13 protein-coding genes are annotated in these 18761 nt (G+C 64.7%); 6 read left to right on the top strand and 7 right to left on the bottom strand.

The annotated features are described in order from the left end of the window. From AB5I39_RS15255 to AB5I39_RS15240, 4 genes are all read left to right on the top strand, one after another. Complete coding sequence (locus AB5I39_RS15255; protein WP_404368695.1) at positions 1-2865, top strand: TIM-barrel domain-containing protein; 2865 nt, start codon at positions 1-3, stop codon at positions 2863-2865. Positions 2866-2912: 47 nt separating this feature from the next. Then, on the top strand, positions 2913-4496 hold the full coding sequence (locus tag AB5I39_RS15250; protein WP_404374181.1) for an alpha-L-fucosidase: 1584 nt from the start codon (positions 2913-2915) through the stop codon (positions 4494-4496). Between the two features lie 79 nt (positions 4497-4575). Then, positions 4576-5226 (top strand): OB-fold-containig protein, encoded by a 651-nt coding sequence (locus tag AB5I39_RS15245; protein WP_404368692.1) that lies wholly within the window; start codon positions 4576-4578, stop codon positions 5224-5226. A gap of 28 nt (positions 5227-5254) precedes the next feature. Next, on the top strand, positions 5255-7018 hold the full coding sequence (locus AB5I39_RS15240) for a flotillin family protein (RefSeq protein ID WP_404368689.1): 1764 nt from the start codon (positions 5255-5257) through the stop codon (positions 7016-7018). A 285-nt stretch (positions 7019-7303) separates the two neighbouring features. On the opposite strand, the gene AB5I39_RS15235 is transcribed toward AB5I39_RS15240, so the two are convergent. Genes AB5I39_RS15235 through AB5I39_RS15225 form a run of 3 tightly spaced genes read right to left on the bottom strand, consistent with a single transcriptional unit; the run spans position 7304 to position 11486 of the window. Continuing rightward, a complete protein-coding gene (locus tag AB5I39_RS15235) occupies positions 7304-8806 on the bottom strand; it encodes a PepSY-associated TM helix domain-containing protein (RefSeq protein WP_404368686.1) in 1503 nt (500 codons plus the stop codon). Beyond that, positions 8803-9309 (bottom strand): hypothetical protein, encoded by a 507-nt coding sequence (locus AB5I39_RS15230; RefSeq protein ID WP_404368683.1) that lies wholly within the window; start codon positions 9307-9309, stop codon positions 8803-8805. Before AB5I39_RS15230 ends, AB5I39_RS15235 begins: the two co-directional genes overlap by 4 nt. Positions 9310-9365: 56 nt before the next feature. Then, on the bottom strand, positions 9366-11486 hold the full coding sequence (locus tag AB5I39_RS15225) for a TonB-dependent siderophore receptor (protein WP_404368680.1): 2121 nt from the start codon (positions 11484-11486) through the stop codon (positions 9366-9368). A gap of 301 nt (positions 11487-11787) precedes the next feature. Between AB5I39_RS15225 and AB5I39_RS15220 the strand changes: the two genes are divergently transcribed. Continuing rightward, on the top strand, positions 11788-13113 hold the full coding sequence (locus tag AB5I39_RS15220) for a methyl-accepting chemotaxis protein (protein WP_404368677.1): 1326 nt from the start codon (positions 11788-11790) through the stop codon (positions 13111-13113). A 4-nt stretch (positions 13114-13117) separates the two neighbouring features. On the opposite strand, the gene AB5I39_RS15215 is transcribed toward AB5I39_RS15220, so the two are convergent. Genes AB5I39_RS15215 through AB5I39_RS15205 form a run of 3 tightly spaced genes read right to left on the bottom strand, consistent with a single transcriptional unit; the run spans position 13118 to position 16235 of the window. Continuing rightward, the gene (locus tag AB5I39_RS15215; protein ID WP_404368674.1) at positions 13118-13507 is read right to left on the bottom strand and encodes a copper resistance protein CopC; all 390 of its coding nucleotides are present in this window, start codon (positions 13505-13507) and stop codon (positions 13118-13120) included. Positions 13508-13539: 32 nt separating this feature from the next. Next, positions 13540-14472 carry a copper resistance protein B gene (locus AB5I39_RS15210; protein ID WP_404368672.1) on the bottom strand — a complete coding sequence of 311 codons (933 nt, stop codon included), beginning with the start codon at positions 14470-14472 and terminating at the stop codon, positions 13540-13542. Beyond that, a complete protein-coding gene (locus AB5I39_RS15205) occupies positions 14469-16235 on the bottom strand; it encodes a copper resistance system multicopper oxidase (RefSeq protein ID WP_404368669.1) in 1767 nt (588 codons plus the stop codon). The genes AB5I39_RS15210 and AB5I39_RS15205 overlap by 4 nt, the downstream gene beginning before the upstream one ends. Before the next feature lie 65 nt (positions 16236-16300). Here AB5I39_RS15205 and AB5I39_RS15200 point away from each other — a divergent pair, with 65 nt between their 5' ends. Continuing rightward, a complete protein-coding gene (locus AB5I39_RS15200; protein WP_404368667.1) occupies positions 16301-16573 on the top strand; it encodes a metal-sensitive transcriptional regulator in 273 nt (90 codons plus the stop codon). An 18-nt stretch (positions 16574-16591) separates the two neighbouring features. Here the strand turns inward: AB5I39_RS15200 and AB5I39_RS15195 are convergent, their stop codons facing one another. Next, a complete protein-coding gene (locus tag AB5I39_RS15195) occupies positions 16592-18601 on the bottom strand; it encodes a TonB-dependent receptor plug domain-containing protein (protein ID WP_404368664.1) in 2010 nt (669 codons plus the stop codon). Between the last annotated feature and the right edge of the window lie 160 nt (positions 18602-18761).

Below are 18761 nucleotides of genomic sequence, written 5' to 3'. Positions count from 1 at the left end.
ATGAAGAAGGCGATCTTTACGGCGCTCATGCTTGGTAGCGCTATCGGAAGTGCCCAGGCGCAAAGCTGGCAGAAGACGGCAGACGGTGTGACCGTCACCCCCGCCACCGGTGCGGCGTCGCGCGTCACGCTGTCGGTGCATGGCGACGGGATCGTCCATGTCGTCGCGCTGCCCAAGGGGAGTGCCGACGCCGCGCTGCCGCCGAGCCTGATGGCCCCCAACCCACCCGCCGCCGGCGCATTCACCGCGACCGAGACGAAGGGCCATGTCCTGCTCAAGGCGGCGAAGACCACCGCGGACGTCGATCTTGCGAACGGGCAAGTGCGCTTCCTCGATCCGGCAGGAAAGCCCCTGCTCGCCGAAAGCGGCGCGGCCGTGTTCCGCCCGGTGAGCGTCGACGGTACGCCGTTCGTATCGGTCTCGCAGCAGTTCAACCGCGGCACCGATGAGGGTCTGTACGGCCTCGGCCAGCACCAGAACAGCCAGATGGATTATAACGGAGAGGACGTCGAACTCGCGCAGCACAATATGGATATCGCGGTGCCGTTCGTCGTCTCGACGCGCCGGTACGGGCTGTTGTGGGACAATGCCAGCATCAGCCGCTTCGGCAACCCCAAGCCCTATACGCTGGTCGGCCAGGACATGGCCGTCAGCAGCGGCGGCAAGCCGGGGTGGAAGGCAGAGTATTTCCTGGACGGCAAGCTAGCCGTCGCGCGGCAGGAAGAGACGATCAACTATCAATTCCTGAAAGACCAGAAGAATTGGCCCGAGGCTGCCAAGGCGAAGACCGTCGCCGCGACCGAAGGACAGAATACCGCGGGGAACGCCACGCAAAAGCAAACCGTGATCTGGAGCGGCGACGTGCTGCCGACGGTCAGCGGCGTCCACAAATTCCAGCTCTATGGATCGAGCTATTACAAGGTCTATGCCGACGGAAAGTTGCTGCTCGATCGCTGGCGGCAGAATTGGAACCCGTGGTACGCCAATTTCGATGTGCCCATGACCAAGGGCAAGCCGGTCGCGATCCGCATCGAGTGGGAGCCGAACGCGGGCTATATGGCCCTGCTCCACAACGATCCGCTGCCTGCTGCCGACCGCCACTCGGTTTGGCTGACCAGCGAGGTCGCCAAGGCCAAGAATTATTGGTTCATCCCCGGCGACAGCATGGACGGCGTTATCGCCGGCTATCGCGCATTAACCGGCAAATCCGAGATGATGCCGAAATGGGCCTACGGCTTCTGGCAGTCGCGCCAGCGCTACAACACGTCCGCCGAAATCATCGACGTGGTGGAAAAATACCGCAGCCTCAACATCCCGCTCGACAATATCGTGCTCGATTGGCGCTATTGGCGGGACGACGAATGGGGCAGCCATAAGTTCGACGCGACGCGCTTCCCGGATCCGACCGCGCTGATCGACCGGGTGCACGCGGACCATGCCAATTTCATGATCTCGGTCTGGCCGAAATTTTATCCGACGACGGACAATTACAAGGAGTTCGCCGCCAAGGGTCTGGTCTATCAAGGCAATTTGCGCCAGGGCAACACTGACTGGGTCGGGCCGGGCTATAAGAGCACCTATTACGATCCCTATGCGCCCGAGGGCCGCAAAATCTTCTGGCGGCAGATCGAGGATCGCCTCGCGGTGCACGGAGTCGATGGGTGGTGGGCGGATGCGAGCGAGCCCGACATGCATTCCAACCTGTCGATCCCCGAGCGGATCGACACGATGGGCCCGACTGCGATCGGCCCGGCGGCGCTGTATTTCAACAGCTACCCGCTGATGAACGCGCGGGCGTTCTACGACGGGTGGAGCGCGTATAAGCCCGATGTCCGCCCGTTCCTGCTAACGCGCTCAGGCTTTGCCGGGCTGCAGCGCTATGGGGCGGCGATCTGGTCGGGCGATGTCGCCAGCCGCTGGTACGATCTGCGCGCGCAGATTTCGGCAGGGGTGAATGCATCGATGTCGGGCCTGCCCAATTGGACGCACGACATTGGCGGCTTCGCGCTCGAAGACCGCTACAGCACCGCCAAGCCCAGTGCGGCCGATCTCGCGGAGTGGCGCGAGCTCAATTTGCGCTGGTTCCAGTTCGGGGCCTTCTCGCCGCTGTTCCGCAGCCACGGCGAAGCACCGTTCCGCGAGATCTACGAGATCAGCCCCGAAGGCTCGCCGATGCGCGCGTCGATGGTATGGTACGATCAGCTCCGCTACCGCCTGATGCCGTATATCTACACACTCGGCGCCGACACCTATGCGAAGGACGGCAGCATCATGCGCGGGTTGGCCATGGACTTTCCGGCGGATACGACGGCACGGAAAATCGACGATCAATATCTGTTCGGCGATGCCTTCCTCGTCGCGCCAGTGACCGAGTATAAGGCGCGCACCCGCAGCGTGTACTTCCCCGGCAGCGCGCTCTGGTACGATTTTTCGACCGGCGCGACCTATCGCGGCGGCACCCGCGCCACCGTCGCCGCGCCGTTCGAGCGGATGCCGCTGTTCGTCCGCGCGGGCGCGATCGTGCCGATGGGACCGGTGACGCAATATGTCGACGCCGCGCGCGACGCGCCGCTGACGATCACCGTCTATACCGGCGGGAACGGTCGCTTCTCGCTCTATGAGGATGACGGCCGCACCACGCAGTATAAGGCCGGAGCCTTCTCGCGTATCCCGCTATCGTATGAAGACAAGACCGGCGCGGTGACGATCGGTGCGCGCGAGGGCAAAGGCTGGGCCGGGATGCCGACGGCCCGCATGATCCACGTGAAATGGGTGGTGCCAGGCAAGCCGGTCGGCGACGAAACGACTTACGATGCGCAAGTCAGCTATAACGGCGCTGCGGTCACCGTGGCCCGCCCGCAGTGACCCCGACCGGCTGGCATCGCCGCGGTGTTTTGGCCGGGCTGGCGGCGATGCCGGCGCTCGCCCGGGCCGGCGTGCTGGCACGCGGGCCGGTGCAACCGAGTTGGCCCTCGCTCGTCGCGAACTATCGCTACCCCGACTGGTTTCGCGATGCGAAGTTCGGGATCTGGTCGCATTGGGGGCCGCAAGCCGTGCCCGAGCAAGGCGATTGGTACGGGCGACTGCTCTATATGCAGGGCCATCCGATGTACCAGCAGCATCTCGCTGCCTACGGCCACCCGGCCGACACCGGCATGCTGGATATGCTCAACCGCTGGACCGCCGACAAATGGGACCCGGCGGCACTGATGCAGCGCTTCGTGAAGGCGGGTGCCCAATATTTCGTCTCGCTCGCCTGCCATCACGACAATCTCGATTGCTATGACAGCGCGCATCATCCGTGGAACGCGCTGCGCGTCGGCCCGAAGCGCGATATCGTCGGCACCTGGGCGAAAACCGCGCGCGCCGCAGGGTTGCGCTTCGGCGTATCCAACCATGCCAGCCACGCCTGGCATTGGTATCAGCCGGCCTATGGCTATGATGCGGAAGGCCCTCGCAAGGGCGAGCGCTACGATGCCTATAGCCTCACTGCGGCCGACGGCAGGGGAAAGTGGTGGAAGGGTCTCGACCCGCAAGCGCTCTATACCGGCCGCCACATGGTTGTGCCCGACGGGATCGATACGATCGCCGCGATGGGTGCGTGGCATGATGCGCATGACGGCCAGTGGATTGAAACCGCGCCACCGGGCGACGCCGCCTATGCGCGCAAGTGGCTGCTCCGCCAGACCGACCTGATCGAGAAATATCGCCCCGACTTCTGCTACATGGATAACTACGAACTGCCGTTCGGCCCGGTCGGGCTGGCCGCAGCAGCGGATTATTACAATCGCTCGATCGACTGGCACGGCAAGATCGACGTCGTGCTGACCGCCAAGCAACTCAAGCCCTCTGCACGTTTCGGCCTGGTACAGGATGTCGAGCGTGGCTTTTCCGATCACCTGTGGGATGAGCCCTGGCAGACCGACACCTGTATCGGCGACTGGTTCTACAACCGCGCACGCTTTACCGATCGCAGCTATGTGACGGCGGAAGCGGTGTTGCAACGCCTCGCCGACGTGGTGTCCAAAAACGGCAATTTGCTGCTTTCGATCCCGCAGCGGGGCGACGGGACGATCGACAGTGAGGAAGAACGCATCCTCGACGATCTTGCGGCGTGGATGGCGGTAAATGGCGAAGCGATCTTCGGATCCCGACCGTGGGACGTTTACGGCGAGGGACCGGCCAAGCTCCCCACCGGAATGCAAAATGAAGCGGCGTTCAAGGGGTTTACGCCGCAGGACATTCGCTTCACGACCAAGGGCTCAGCGCTCTATGTCCTCTTCCTGAAGCCGCCACGCGCGCTCGTCACGGTTGGTTCACTGGCACGCGGGCGGATCAAGGGCACAATCGAACGGGTCACACTTCTCGGCGGCGGTCCGGTTCGATATCGGGAAACCGCTCGCGGCCTCGAACTCGATTTGCGGCATTGCCCGGCGACCGTGCCGGTCGTCCGGATCGACGCGTCTCGCGACTGGCGGTTGGATCGCGCGGGTTAAGCCGTCGCCTTGAGCGACGCGACGAAATGGCCCTCTTGAAATTCGTAATGAATGGCTCCGGTTTTGCTGTGCAGACTGAATGGCTAAGGCTAATACCTACGCCATGTTCGCGGTTTTTCTCACCCCGGCGTACGTGCCGTTCTCTATCGCCTTTGTCGTGATGATCGGAATCGGCTTGATCGAGGCGGTCGGGCTTGGTCTCGGTGAGGCTGGCATTGATGCAGACTTGGGTCTCGACGGGCATGAAAGCGCGGGTGGCGTTCTTGATTGGCTTGGATTGGGCGCGGGGCTACCGATCCTGATCTGGCTGACGGCCTTACTCGGCTGCTTCACGATCGTAGGCGTGGCGGTGCAACAGATTTCGACCTCTCTCCTGGGCGGGCCGCTGCACGCTTTCGTCGCTGCAGCGATCGCACTCATCGTCGGCGGTTTCCTCAATATGTTCGCCGCGCGTGGGCTTGCGCGGCTCATGCCGGGTTACGAATCGACCGTCATCTCGCAGGACGATCTGATGCGCCAACGCGGCACGATCCTCGAAGGCGTCGCCAAGCGTGGCCAACCAGCACGCGCTAAGATCGTCGATCAGCACGGCCAGGCCCATTACGTCATGGTCGAGCCTCACCACGACACCGACGTCATTGCGCAGGGCGAGACCGCTTTGCTCGTTCGCAGGGATGGCGGCATTTTCTACGGTCTGCCCGACGCATCGACCGCGCTGCGTCCGGTCTAATCAGCGGTAACCCCAACAGGAGGCTTTCGTGCCTGCATCGCTCATCACTATCCTGATCTACGCCGCCATCGTGCTCGTCGTCCTCGCCGTCATCGGCCTGATCCTGACGCGGCTCTACCGACGCGCGACCAAGGACGTGGCGCTGATCCGAACCGGCTTCGGCGGCGAGAAGGTGGTGCTCAACGGCGGGATCATGGTAATCCCGGTACTGCATGAACTGATGCAGGTTCGCCTGACGACGGTGAAGCTGGAAGTGTCGCGCCTCAACAAGGACGCGCTGATCACGCTCGACAAGCTGCGTGTCGACGTCGTCGGCCTGTTCCACATCAAGGTAAAGCCCGATGCGGAGTCGATCGCGGCGGCGGCGCAGACGCTGGGCGATGCGGTCAACAGCCCCGACGCGGTAAAGTCCCTGCTCGACGGCAAGCTTGTCTCCGCGCTGCGCTCGGTCGCCGCGACGATGACGATGGAGCATCTGCACGCCAACCGCGCCGACTTTATTCAGAAGGTGCAGGAAGCGCTGATGACCGACCTCGACATGAACGGCTTCCAGCTTGAGTTGGTCAGCATCACGCATTTCGACCAGACCGCGTTCGAGCATTTCAACGAAAACAATGCCTTCGACGCCGAGGGGCTGACCGTGCTTACCCGCACGATCGAGGAGCGCAAGAAGATCCGCAACGACATCGTCGCGACCAACCGCGTCGAGATCGAGCAGCGCAATCTCGATGCGAACAACCAGTCGCTTGAAATCGCGCAAGCCGCCGAGCAGGCACGCCTAACGCAGGAGCAGACCCTTGCCGCCCTGCGCGCGCAGCAGGCGACCGCGATCGCGACGGCCGAGGCGGAACAGACTCGCCTGGCCGAGATCGCCCGCATCTCGGCCGAACAGGCCCAGGCGGTTGCACAAACCGAGGCCGACAAGGTGACGCAAACCGCGACCATCGCGCGGGACGGCGCAATTCAGACCGCCACGATCGAGCGCGACCGCAACATCGAACTCGCGCGCATCACGACCGCTGTGCAGACCGCGCAGAAGTCGGAAGAGGAGTCGACGGCGACCGCCGCCGCCAACGAAGCACGTGCGCTCGCAGTGCGGGCCGAGGAGAGCGTGGCAACCGCAAAGGCAACCGAAATCGCCAACCGCACCAAGAATGTCGCGGTCATCGCGGCAACGCAGCGTGCGCAGGAAGAAGCCGTCCAGATCACCGTCGCGGCACAGGCCGACAAGGAAGCCGCCGAAGCCCGCGCCGCGGCGCTGCGCACCGAGGCTAATGCAGAGGCGGACGCCGAAAAGGCCCGTGCCGAAGGCCGTGCCGCTGCGTTCAAGGTCGATGCTGCGGGCCAGACCGCGTTGAACGAGGCGACCAACATCCTGAACGACGCGCAGACCGCGCTCCTCGTCCGCAAGGCAATGCTGGAGGCCCTGCCCGGCATTCTCGCGGCGGCGAGCAAGCCGATCGAGCAGATCGACAAGATCAGCATCCTCGATGCGCGGGGGTTGCATGGCAATGGCGGCGGCAGCGACGGCATCGCAACCGAAACCAATCTGGCCGACGCCGCGGTCGCCGCCGCGATGCGCTACCGCGTCGGTGGTCCGCTGATCGACGCGTTGATGGGCGAACTCGGCATGAACGGGGCGACCATGGGCGGAATGCTGAGTGGTGCTTCGCCCCGTGAGCAATCCGCAGATGGCTCCGCCCCAAGCTTTGCGGCGGGTTCGGGGACGACTGCCAAGGGCGCGAACGGCGGAACGCACTACGCTAACGGGAATAGCCCCTCAGCCGACTGACGATCGGCTAGCCCGCCCGATGGATTTGCAGCCCTGGACCGCGTCCATCGGGTCACGTCCAGCAGGTCGAAGGCTGCGCGCATTCCGATCATCCAAGGTCGGATGCGCGCTTCATTCGACGGTCGTGCTGTAGCGCCCACTGTCGGGGCAACCCGCGCTCCTGCGACCCGAATCCATTCGCTGAACGAGCGAGGATGGATCGGGATTAGGCCCGGTCGCGGCCGGTCCGGCGGCGTCCCTCCGGGTGCGCGCTATGCTGCGTTAGGGCTGCGATTTAGGCACTGCTTAGCCTGCGGCCGAGTTTGGCGTCTTGCGCAAGGTCGCGCGAAGTGCTGCTGTGCCTGCGGGGAAGCGGCGCAAAACGACAAAGGTCACCAGCGCACCGACGATCAGGGTCCCATCGATCGCGAAGACCGCCAGTTCGACTGGTTTAAACAGAAGAGCATGGCCTAAACCCGTTACGCTCAGCGCGACCAGCACGAATGCCCGTGTGCGTTCCGGCACGATCCAGGACGGGCGAACGAGCGCGATCGCGAGAAACGCGAAGAGCGCGATCCAGAAAGCGGCGACGAGCGGTGCGTCCGGTCCCGCGCCGAAGCGCAGCCATAGCGCCAGGATCAGCGCGAGCGGCGTGCCCCAGATCACTGCCGCCCAGCAGGACTCCAGCCGGGCGCTTCCCAGTCCGCGCCGTCGGCGCTTGGCGAGCCACAGCGTCGTACCGGTCGAGGTTATGACGCACAGAGCGAGGCCGAACACCATATAGGCAATCTCGATCGGCAGGCCGCCATAATTGCCGAAGTGGAGATTGTAGGACGACGCAGCGACCTGTTGCCCCACCGCCCCGTCCGACAGGCCAACCGCGCCGCGCCAGTCGCCGCGCGCATCGAAGCGGTAGGTCTCGCCATAGATCAAGCGGCGCGGATGTTCCGCGATGACCTGAATGTGCTGCCCCCTCGTCCCCGGATCATGCACGATGACGTAGGTCGGCTTGGCCGTGGGCACGCGGATGGCGAGCAAGCGCAGCGCCGCCGCAACATCGGGCAACGGCGCGGCTTTCGCATCCGTTGCGGGTTCCTGGCCAAAAATCGGCGCATAGACCCGCGTGAGGTCTCCACCGGTATAGGCGCGTGCGAGCACGGTGAACCCGACACTGCCGAGACCAATGAAGGCGCCGGTCAGGGTGACCGCGAGTGCGAACGGCAGCGTCCATACGCCCAGCCGATTGTGCCAGTCGGCACGCGCGATCTGCGGGTCGTGGCGCGTCCGTAGTCGGAAGGCGTCACGCACGATGCGCGGATGCGCGAGTATGCCGGTCACCAGCAGCGCCGCGAGCGCGACGCCGAGCGCCCCGACGATGATCATTCCCCAGATCTGCGGCAAATGCAGATATTCGTGCAGAGCGATCAGCATCTCGGTCCAGCTATGCGCCTCGCGCCCGGCGACGCGGCCGGAGCCATCGACGTACCAGCCGCCATGATCGGTAGTGACGACCGCGCGCGGCAAAGCGGCATTGGGCATCCGGATATAAAGATGCGTAGTCCGGGACTTGCCGGTGTTCGCGTCCTGCGCCAGCACCGCACGCATCGCACTTTGCGCGGCCACGGGCGACAAAGTCGGCATTTCGGCGATGCCCGGCTGTTCCCAGCGTTGCCAACGGTCGTGGATGACGACAAGCGTGCCGGTCAGCGCGATGATGTAAAGCAGGCCGCTCACCAGCAACCCGATCGCCGCATGGCCGGCGAGCGCGCGTTGCACCAGCGTCTGCCGCTTCTCAGCAGGCGGCGTCATGCGATCCCCCATAAAATCGCACCGAGTACACCTGCACTCGCCGGCGGTACGATCATCCGCGCGACACTCCCCCGCGTCATTTGCCAGGCCATCAGGCACCCCCACAGCACCGGCTGGAAGAACAGCGTTAGCACGATCGCATCCGCCTCCCCCGCTCCGGCACGCCGTGCCATCGCCTGGATTGCGAACGCCAGCCACTGCGCCGCGATAAAGCCGACCGGCACCACCAATACGAACACGGTCAGACGACGCGCGAGATTGCCGCGCCGCCGCGGCAATACAACCGTCGCGGCATCGCGCGGCGCTCTGTGCGTCCGCCCAGGTGCCACCCACCCGGCCTGCACCACAAGCGCCAGCGCTGTCAGGAGCCCGGCGACCGTCCCGACCGCAAGACCCCACGCCCCGTCGCGCAGGGTCAACGCGATCAGCGCCGCGACGATCGCCGCCCATCCGATCGCCGCCACGCCGGGTCTCCCCGCCCAGCCCAACCGAACCAGCAGCATGGCAGAGGCAATGACGAGCGGTGCACCCTGGATGATCCCAATCCCCGCCACCGCGATCAGTATCGCACGCTGATCGTGCCCAGCACGGTACGCGGCGCGCCGTAATAGCTTTGATCGTAGGTCAGGCCGGTCAGATACTTGCTGTTGGTGAGGTTACGCACATTGGCGCTCAGCGAAACGCGGTCGGTCAGGCGATAGCTCGCCAGCAGATCGAGCAAGGCGTAGGAACCTTGCGTTATCCGTGCGTTCACGCCGGTCGCGGTCGTCGCGTCGTAATAGATCTTGCTTTGATATTGCAGCGAGGCGCCAAGCTTCAGTCGCTCGAACGACGGCGGCGCGTAAGCGACATTCAGTCGGCCGGTGTTGCGTGGTACGAAGGTCCGTACCGGAGCGCCAGTGTTGCCCTCGACGCGTAGCAGCGTGTAGCCGCCCGTCACCTGCAAGCCCGGGGCAAGTCGACCGCCCAGCTCGACTTCGATGCCCTGCGATTTGGCATCGACCCCTTCGTAATAGCTGATGCCGTTGGCGAAGCCCGCATAGGTGGCCGTATTGTTCTGCCGCGTCTGGAACAGGGCTGCGGTCGCGTTCAGCCGTCCGCCGAACCATTGGCCCTTGACCCCGAGTTCGAGATTGTCGCCCTTGATCGGCGCAAGCACGCGGTTGCGGAGATCGACTTCCGTCTGCGGGTTGAAGATCGTCGCGAAGCTCGCATAGGCGCTGATGCTCTGTGTCAGATCAAGCGTCGCGCCGGCAAAGGGAAGGAAGCGGGTGTTGTCGAAATCGACCGGCACGCCGTAGGAAACGCCTTCACTGGTGGCATGAGTCAAATTGCCGCCGAGCATCAGCTTCAGGCGATCAGCGAGATTGAAACGCACCAGACCATAGACCGTCTCGCGCTGCGTGTGCCGATCGAGGCTGAGTGTGTAATTGGTCGGGAAATTGGGTCGAACCGCCTTTCCGGCGAGGATCGTGTCGAGCAGGATCGGTTCGTTGATCGCACCGTAGCTGGAATATTGCTGATACCCCTGCGCGCTTCGGTTCACGCCGATCATCACGTCATGCGCCCGCCCGAACAGCGTCACCGGGCCGGTGGCGTAAGCCTCCATCGTCAAATTGCGCGTCGGCGCGCGGAATGCACCGGGATAAGTGAACAGGCCAGCGCCGGTCGTTCGATCGGGATTGCCGAACACGTAGAACAGTTCGTTATCCTCGTCGGTCGCGCGGCGGATCGCGCTCAGGCGCACGACCCAGCCATTGCCGAACTTGTGCGTCAGATCGCCGAAGATCTGACGGTCGATCACCCCCCAGCTCGACCAATCGGGCGCGGTGCTGGCCGAGCGATCGAACGCGATGCGCGTTCCGTCCGCGTACAACAGCGGAATTGCCCCCCACAGCGCCCCGTTGCTCTTGTGGTTCTGATACCCATAGCCACCGCTGATCACGGTATCGGCGCCGAGATCGGCCTCGACGATGCCATAGCCGGTCCAGCGCTTGAGCCGATTGCGCGCGAGATAGCTGTCGGTATCGAAATAGACCCCGACAGCACGCGCGCGGATGCTGCCGTCCTTGGTCAGCGGCACGCTGACGTCGCCATCGAGGCGCACATTGTCATAGGAACCATATTGCGCGCTGGCACTCGCCTTGAAGTCGCGGGTCGGGCGTTTGCGGATGAAATTGATCACCGCAGAAGGGTTGCCGGTCGACGACAACAGACCCGGCGCGCCGCGCACCACTTCGATATGGTCATAGATCGCGGTGTCGATCGATCCGGTCTGGATGCCGAAGGCGAAGGGCACGCCAATGCCGTCGATCTGGAAGGTCTGAATGTCGAAACCGCGCGCAGAATAATAGACCCGGTCGGTATCCGTGAATTGCACGTTGATGCCAGGAACGGTGTTGAGCAGCGCGTTGACATCGTTGAGCTGGAAGTCCTCGATCTGCGCGCGGGTCACGACGCTGACCGACTGCGGTGTCTCGCGCAGACTCAAACGCAAGCGGGTGGCGGTGGTCTGTCCGTCAATAGTGTAGCTCTTATTGCCCGCTGTCTGCACGCCGGTGACAACGATGTCGTCGTTCGACGCGGCATCCGCCGAGGGTTGCTCTGAAACTTGTTGCGAAGCGACGGGTGTTGCCGCGACCGCCGCAGCCGAAGCCAGTAGCGCAAGAAGTACAGTCATTAATCGTGCCCCTTTGAGTCCATTGATTTTCGGTTCTGCGAATCGCTCGCAACTCGCCAGGCTCGCTAATGCGAATTATTCTCAACGTCCAGTGGGAATACCGGCTGGGCTTTGGCCGAGGATGCGTCCGGAGGTCCTAAGGTCGTGGCTCGCGCGCCGGCTTGAGCACCGTAGCTCAGGCATCGCGACAGACGCCGTTCAAGAGTCTATTTTGTTCGCGCATACGATTTGAAATTCGCGAAAATCACCCCGACGGCCCCGCGCCCTCTACAATAAACGCGCGATACAGGGACATACGATCATGGAATGGTTCAAAGCCGAAGCGCCCATCCGGCAAAAACTGCAGGTCGCTTTTGGCGGAATGATCGGTGTCATGCTGCTGCTCGAAATTCTCTCGCTGTTCGATGGGGGCTGGGTCAGGATAGCGGTCGATCTGGCCGCGATCGGTGTCGCGTATATGGTCGCGCAAAAGTTTCGGGCGGCGATCGCCGATCCCTATGTCGAGACCGTCGTGCGCATGGAGGCGCTGGCCGCCGGTGACCTGACCAGCTCGATCGCTTATACCCATTACCGCGACTGCGTCGGTCGGATGACCAAGGCGATGCTCACGTTCAGGGACGCCGCCGTCGATCAGCAACGCCAGGCCTCAGAACAGGCCGCGGTCGTGAAGGTTTTGAGCGAATCGCTCGGTCGCCTGCGTGCTGGCGATTTGATGTCGGGCATCGAGACGGAATTCCCGCCGGCCTATGCCGCCGTCCGTGAAGATTATAATCTTGCCTTGCAAGCCTTGCGCGACCTGGTCGGTACAGTGACGGAAAGCGCCACCACGATCAACTCAGGCGCCCGTGAAATCGCGCGCGCATCGGAGGATCTGGCGCGCCGCACCGAAACTAATGTCGCCAACCTCGAGGAAACAACCTCAGCCATTGCGCAGATGGATCAGCGGTTAAAGCTGACCGCATCGGCAGCCGTCGATACGGTGACCCGCGCCGATAGCGCGATAGCCACGGTGGCGGGTGGACGCGCGATTGCCGATGGTGCCGTGGCCGCGATGGTTCGCGTGTCCGAAAGCGCACAAGGCATCGACAGTGTGATCGAGGGGCTCGACAAGATCGCGTTCCAGACTCGCGTTCTGGCGATGAATGCTGCGGTTGAGGCCGGTCGCGCGGGCGAAGCGGGGCGCGGCTTTGCAGTCGTGGCCGATCTGGTCTCCGCCTTGGCAATGCGCGCCGAGGAGGAAGCTGGCCGCGCGCGTGACCAGCTCACCACGACGCAGACCGAGATCATCTCCGCGGTCGAAATGGTTCGCAAGGTCGATGGGGCGTTCGCCGGGATTTCTGGCGAGGTTGCGGAAGTTCACGCGCTGCTGGGCAATATCGCGAACGACAATTCCGCCCAGGCGGGCGCGATCACCGAAATCAGCGGTGCCGTAACCGCGATGGACCAGACCATGCAGCAGAACTCGGCGATGGTCGAACAGACCTCGGCCGCGGCACGCACGTTGGCGAGCGAAGTGGCGCATCTCACGAACTCCGCCGGGCAGTTTCGGGTCGATGGCGTGAAACGCGGCAGCTCACGCAGTCGTTGGAACACCGCGGGTGCGTATTCCCAACGCGAGTTGGCGTGACCGCTTAACGCACCGCGAAGCCGACCTTCCCGCTTGCCATATGGCCGTCCGCGCCGGTCGCCTGCCAGCGCAGTTCGTAGCTTCCCGTGGCGAGCGGCTGCCGCAGCGTTAGCGTGACCGTGCGATTATCCGCTGACCAGCTCGATTGGTAATTGCGGATAGTCATCGGTGGATGATCGGCCATGCCGGGCATCGCGATCATGACAATGCTGGTCGCCGCGGTCTGGGCCGACAGGGCTTCGCTGAAGGTCAGAGACAGCGTTCGCGGCCGCGCGATCGTTGCGCCCTCCGCTGGCGTCGACGCGACGATTTTCGCGTGTGCCGAAGCAGGCGATGGTGCCAAAACTGCCGCGAAAACCACCGAGGCAGCAGCGAACGATAGAACGGAACGCATTGCAATGAGACCTTTCCGATAGAAACTGATAGTCAAAACCAGGCCCGCACACCCAGCAGGAGCCGTGTTGAACGGGGCGTGTCGCCAGTGGCGCGGGCGAAGCGCGCGCCTGCTCCGGTGCGCCATTGCTGCTCCACGCCGATATAGGGGGCAAATTCTCGCGCGATCTCATAACGCAAGCGCACGCCGACCGCGAACGTGTCGACCCCGGCCCCAACGCCGAGCTGGGGTACATCCTGCGCCGCGAGGTTGAGTTCGGCGCGCGGCTGCACGATCAGGCGCTGGGTGATGCGCTGGTCGAGCTCGGCCTCGATCCGCACGGTGAGGTCGCCGCGATGCGACAGAAACGCCGCGGCGTCGAGTTCGAACATATAAGGTGCCAGGCCCTGGATCCCGAGCACCGCGTAGGTGGTATTCGGGCCGGCGACATCCTGCCGGACGCCCGCCTGCACATCGAAAAAGGGCGCGATGGCGCGCGCATAGAGCGCCTGGAATTCGGCATCCTGGACGCGTCCGCCGAAACGCCCCTCCCCTTCGCTTTTCACCCAGAGGCGGGTCGTCGGCCCGCCATAATAGCCCTGTGCATCCCACAGATAGCCATCCCGCCCGTCGCCGACCCGCGCTTCGAGCCGGTCCAGCTGGAACCATGCCAGCGGGAAAGCCCCGTGCATCCGTTGCAACTCGGCGCGCGAGGCGCGCATCGCATCCGCGCCCCAAATGGCATCGGCGGCGCGCGGCGGCCCCTTGCCCGCCTCGGGCGGTGGTGGGGTCTCCAGCTCGGGACCTGGCGATGTGGAGACGACAGCAGGATCGCCCGGCTCCATCGCGGGCATCGGGGCTGCGGGCGCGGGCGTCGCGGCGGGTACCGATGGCATCTGATGCGCGTGGTGATCCTGCGCCAGCGCGGCCGCCGGACATACCGCCGCGCTCATCAGCAGCATCGCAAACCGCGCACGCGCCATCATGCCGCCTGCCCCGGCCCCATCACGGTTACGGTCTGCATCATGCCGCCGTGCATGTGATACAGCAGGTGGCAGTGAAACGCCCAGTCGCCGGGCTCGTTCGCGGTGAGATCGAACTGCGCGCTCGCCCCCGGCTGCACGATCATCGTGTGCTTGCGCGGCTGCAGCGCCGCCGGCTGGCCGTTGACGAGCTCGAAGAACATGCCGTGCAGATGGATCGGGTGCGCCATCATCGTATCGTTGACCAGCTTGACCCGGACCCGCTCGTTCCAGGCGAACCGGATCGGCACATCGCTGACCGCCGAATACATCCGCCCGTCGAACGACCACATATAGCGTTCCATATTGCCGGTCAGATGCAATTCGAGCAGCCGCGTCGGTTCGCGCACGTCCGGCTGCGGATCGCGCGCGACGAGCATGTGGTAGGTCAGCAAGCGGTGCGACACGTCGCGCAGCCCCAGGCCGGGATCGCCCATCTTGTCGACCGGCGCCATCGCGACCATGTCAATGCCCGGCCCGATCGCGACATCGGGGGGCAGCAAATTGGTGTCGCGCATCTTCATGCCGTCCATCGCCATCGACGCCGCAGCCTGCGGTTTTGCGCTCCCGGACGGGCCGCCGTGGTTCATGCTTCCATGATTCATGCCCCCATGATTCATACCCATGTCGCCCATGGTCAGCACGGGAGGATCGCGCAGCGCGGGGACGGCGGCGCGCAGGCCCGGCGCGCTGGCCAGCGTGGCAATCGCCATGCCGGACCGCTCCATCAATTCCGCGACGATCGTATAGGCGGCGGCGCTGCCCGGCTCCACGATCACGTCATACGTCTCGGCGGTGCCGATCTGGAACTCGTCGACTTCAACCGGGCGGACCGGCTGGCCGTCGGTCGCGATCACCTGCATCGCGAGGCCCGGAATGCGGACGTTGAAGAAGGTCTGCGCCGATCCGTTGATGATGCGCAGTCGCACGCGCTCGCCCGCGCGGAAGAGATATTCCAGCCCCTCGCTGGGGCCGCGCCCGTTGGCAAGGAAGGTGTAGGTCGGCGCGCCGATATCGGCGATGTCCGTCGGCATCATCCGCATCCGCCCCCACATCCGCCGCTCTTCGGCCGACAGGGGATAGTGGTCGGTCCAGGTGTTCTGGCGATAGTTGAAATAGCCGCCGCCAGCGCGCAGACGCTTCATGATGAAATGCGGGTCGAGCGTGGTAAAGTCGCTCAGCAACAGGATATAATCGCGCTCCGCCGCGATTGGCTCGCCACCGCGCGGCGTGATGATGATCGGCCCGTAATGGCCCGATTGCTCCTGCAGGCCCGAGTGGCTGTGATACCAATAGGTGCCCGACTGGCGCACCGGAAATTCATAGGCAAAGGTCGCGCCGGGGCGGATGCCGGGGAAGCTGATCCCCGGCACGCCATCATATTGGAACGGCAGTAAGAACCCGTGCCAATGGATCGAAGTGTCGACATCGAGCGTGTTGGTGACTATGAGCCGCACCTGTTGCCCCTCGGTCAGCCGGATCAGCGGACCCGGCACGCTACCGTTGACCGCGATGCCGGGCCCGCGCCGCCCTTCCACCAGGCGCTGCCCGCTGCCGATCGTCAGGTCGATCGTGTCCCCCGACACCGTATCGAAGCCCGCGCGGATCAGGACGCCGTCGCCACCAGCCGCGCCGTGCATCGAATGGCCCAGCGCCCAGGCCGGCGTCGCGAGCAACGCTGAACCCGCACCGGCGAGCAGGGACCGTCGGGAAACGGGGATCGTCATGGTCTTGCCTGTCCTTCACCGCCCCGATACTATACCCCCTATGGGTATTCAAGCAGGTTGATCACATGGCCAAGCGCAAGGCGGAAATCCTCAACCGGCTGAAACGGATCGAGGGGCAGGTGCGCGGCGTCGCGCAGATGGTTACGGACGATCGCTATTGTATCGACATCCTGCACCAGATGCAGGCGATCAAGGCGGCGCTCGGACGGGCCGAAAGCGAAATCCTGAAGGACCATGCCGCGTGCTGCGTGTCGGAAGCGATTGCGAACGGCGATGCCGACGAACAGCGCGCCAAGTTCAGCGAGCTGATCGACCTGTTCGAGAAGGTGAAGGGCTGATCGGGACCACAGCTGCGATCATCTGAAGCGCAAGCCGATCCACAGCGTACGCGGCGTGCCGAGATCTATCGAACCGCCAGCATTGCGGGTGATAATCGTCGCGTCGAGCATATTCTCGGCCCGACCGATCAACGACAAGCGTTTGCCGAACGGCACCGTTACCACCGCATCCAGTGTCGTCACCGCGGGCAGGACGTCGGTCTGCAGATCATCCTCATATTGCCGCCCGACATGGCGCACGGTCAGCGATCCTCCGAACCCGGCATGCTCCCATGCAAGCGTCGCGCTGGCGGTGTGGCGCGGGCTTTGCGCGGGGGCGAAGCCGTTGAGTTGCGCCGCGCTGCCCGAGGCGACCACGCTGCTGTCGCTGAAGGCGTAAGACGCATCCAGCGAAAACCCACCCCGCGTGGCGTGACCCGTGATTTCTACGCCCTTGGCGATGATCGCATCGACGTTGCGGCGCTGCCGCGTGTTGGGGGCGATCGTGACGTTGGCGATCGCCCCGCCGAGCCGATTGTAGAAGGCGGTTACACCGAGCGTGACGCCGCGCGCCGGGCTGAGATCGACCCCGCCCTCCAACCCGCGCAGCCGCTCGAGACCGAGCGCGGCATTGGCTTGCGTGGTGACCGGGAAGACGACGAACGGGCGGTACAGTTCGTTGAGCGTCGGCACGCGGAAACCGGTATAGGCCGCCGCGCGCAGCTTGACCGCGTCACTGGCGCGGAACAGCGCGCCGGCGCGACCTGTCCCCTCTACACCATGCCGGTTGCCGACGCGCGTATCGGCGGCGGGAACGCCCAGCGCAGTGGCCTCGCGAAAGAAACCGTCGGTGATCGTCCAGCGGTCGGCGCGCACCCCGGCAGTCAGCACCAGCCGACCGAGCGTCCAGTCGTCCTCGACGAACGCGCCGACGCTGCTCGTCCGCCCACCGGCGGTGCGGCGCGCGGTCACCGAGCCGCTCGCGGCATAGGCGCCCTCGTACAGCACCCCCTCCCCCAGGCGCGCATCGATGCCGATCCGCAGCACATGATCCGCCCCGACCGGCGGGCGCAGTTCGATCTTGCCGCCGGCTCCTGTCGCAGGCGTGTTGCGCTGATCGAGCGTCAGCTTGAAGCTAGCCGCACTGATCACGCGATTGGTGAAGTTGCGCGTCTGAACATAAGCCAGCGCATCTACTGCCCAGGGACCACGGTGAATCAGCCGGACGCTTGCATCCTGCGCTTGCGCACTGCTGTCGGCCCCGGCGAAGCGCAGCGTGCGATCGTCGCGATACAGCAGTCCGCGCGCCTCCAGCTCGGTTTGCGCATCGATCGGCACTACCGCGCGGAGCGAGGCGGACCAGTCGCGATAGCGCGCCCGCACGGTCGCCGCGGTGCGTTGCTCGGGCGGCGTCGTGAAGAAGCCGTCACCGCGTTCGAACTTGCCCGAAAGACTGACGAAGCCGCGGCCGACATCGGGAGAAACTGAACCCGATGCCTCGACCGCATTGGCGCTGCCGTAGAAGGCTTCCCCGGCGAGCGGCAGCAGGTCGCGCCGCGTCGCACTCACCAGTTCGATCGTGCCAGCCACCGCGCCTGCGCCGAACGCCCCGGCCCCGCCGCCACGCGTGACGCGCACGCTCGACAGTCGGTCAGCAGACAGCGCGTTGAAGGGGATATAACCGAAGAAGGGATCGGCGAGCGGCACTCCATCGAGCAGCACCAGCGCCCGGCTCGACGCATTTCCGCCAAGCGCACGCAAGGTCACGCCCTGCGCCGAGGGATTTGCCGAGCGGCTGTCCGAGCGGCGGAACTGCTGGAACCCGGCAACATCGGCGAGCACGTTTTCGACCCGGCCCGATGCGTCGCCGGTCAAGCGCGGGTGCTCGATCGTGACCGAGCCATAGGCCGGAACGCCCGGGGGCAGCGGCAAAGGGCGGCCGAGCACGACGAGGTCGGGCGACTCCGGCGTCACCTCTGCCTCCTGCTGCGCACAGATCGGCACGGGAGCGGCAAGCGCGGCAAGCGTCAGGAACGGGAGAACGCGCATCGTATCAGCGGGGCTTTCGAGCGTGTGGCGGCAATCGGCCACGCGCCGCCTCTATCGCGAGCATCGCCGACCGCCACAAGGCCGGATCGGGCGGGATCGGGCCGGATGCCGTCTCGCACCGTCGCGTCGACGTCGCGTCGCCATCCTTGCCTTTCCATCT

It is taken from the genome of Sphingomonas sp. MMS24-J45, from assembly GCF_044881195.1.
Classification (GTDB): domain Bacteria; phylum Pseudomonadota; class Alphaproteobacteria; order Sphingomonadales; family Sphingomonadaceae; genus Sphingomonas.
This window is presented reverse-complemented; position numbering and strand designations above follow the sequence as displayed.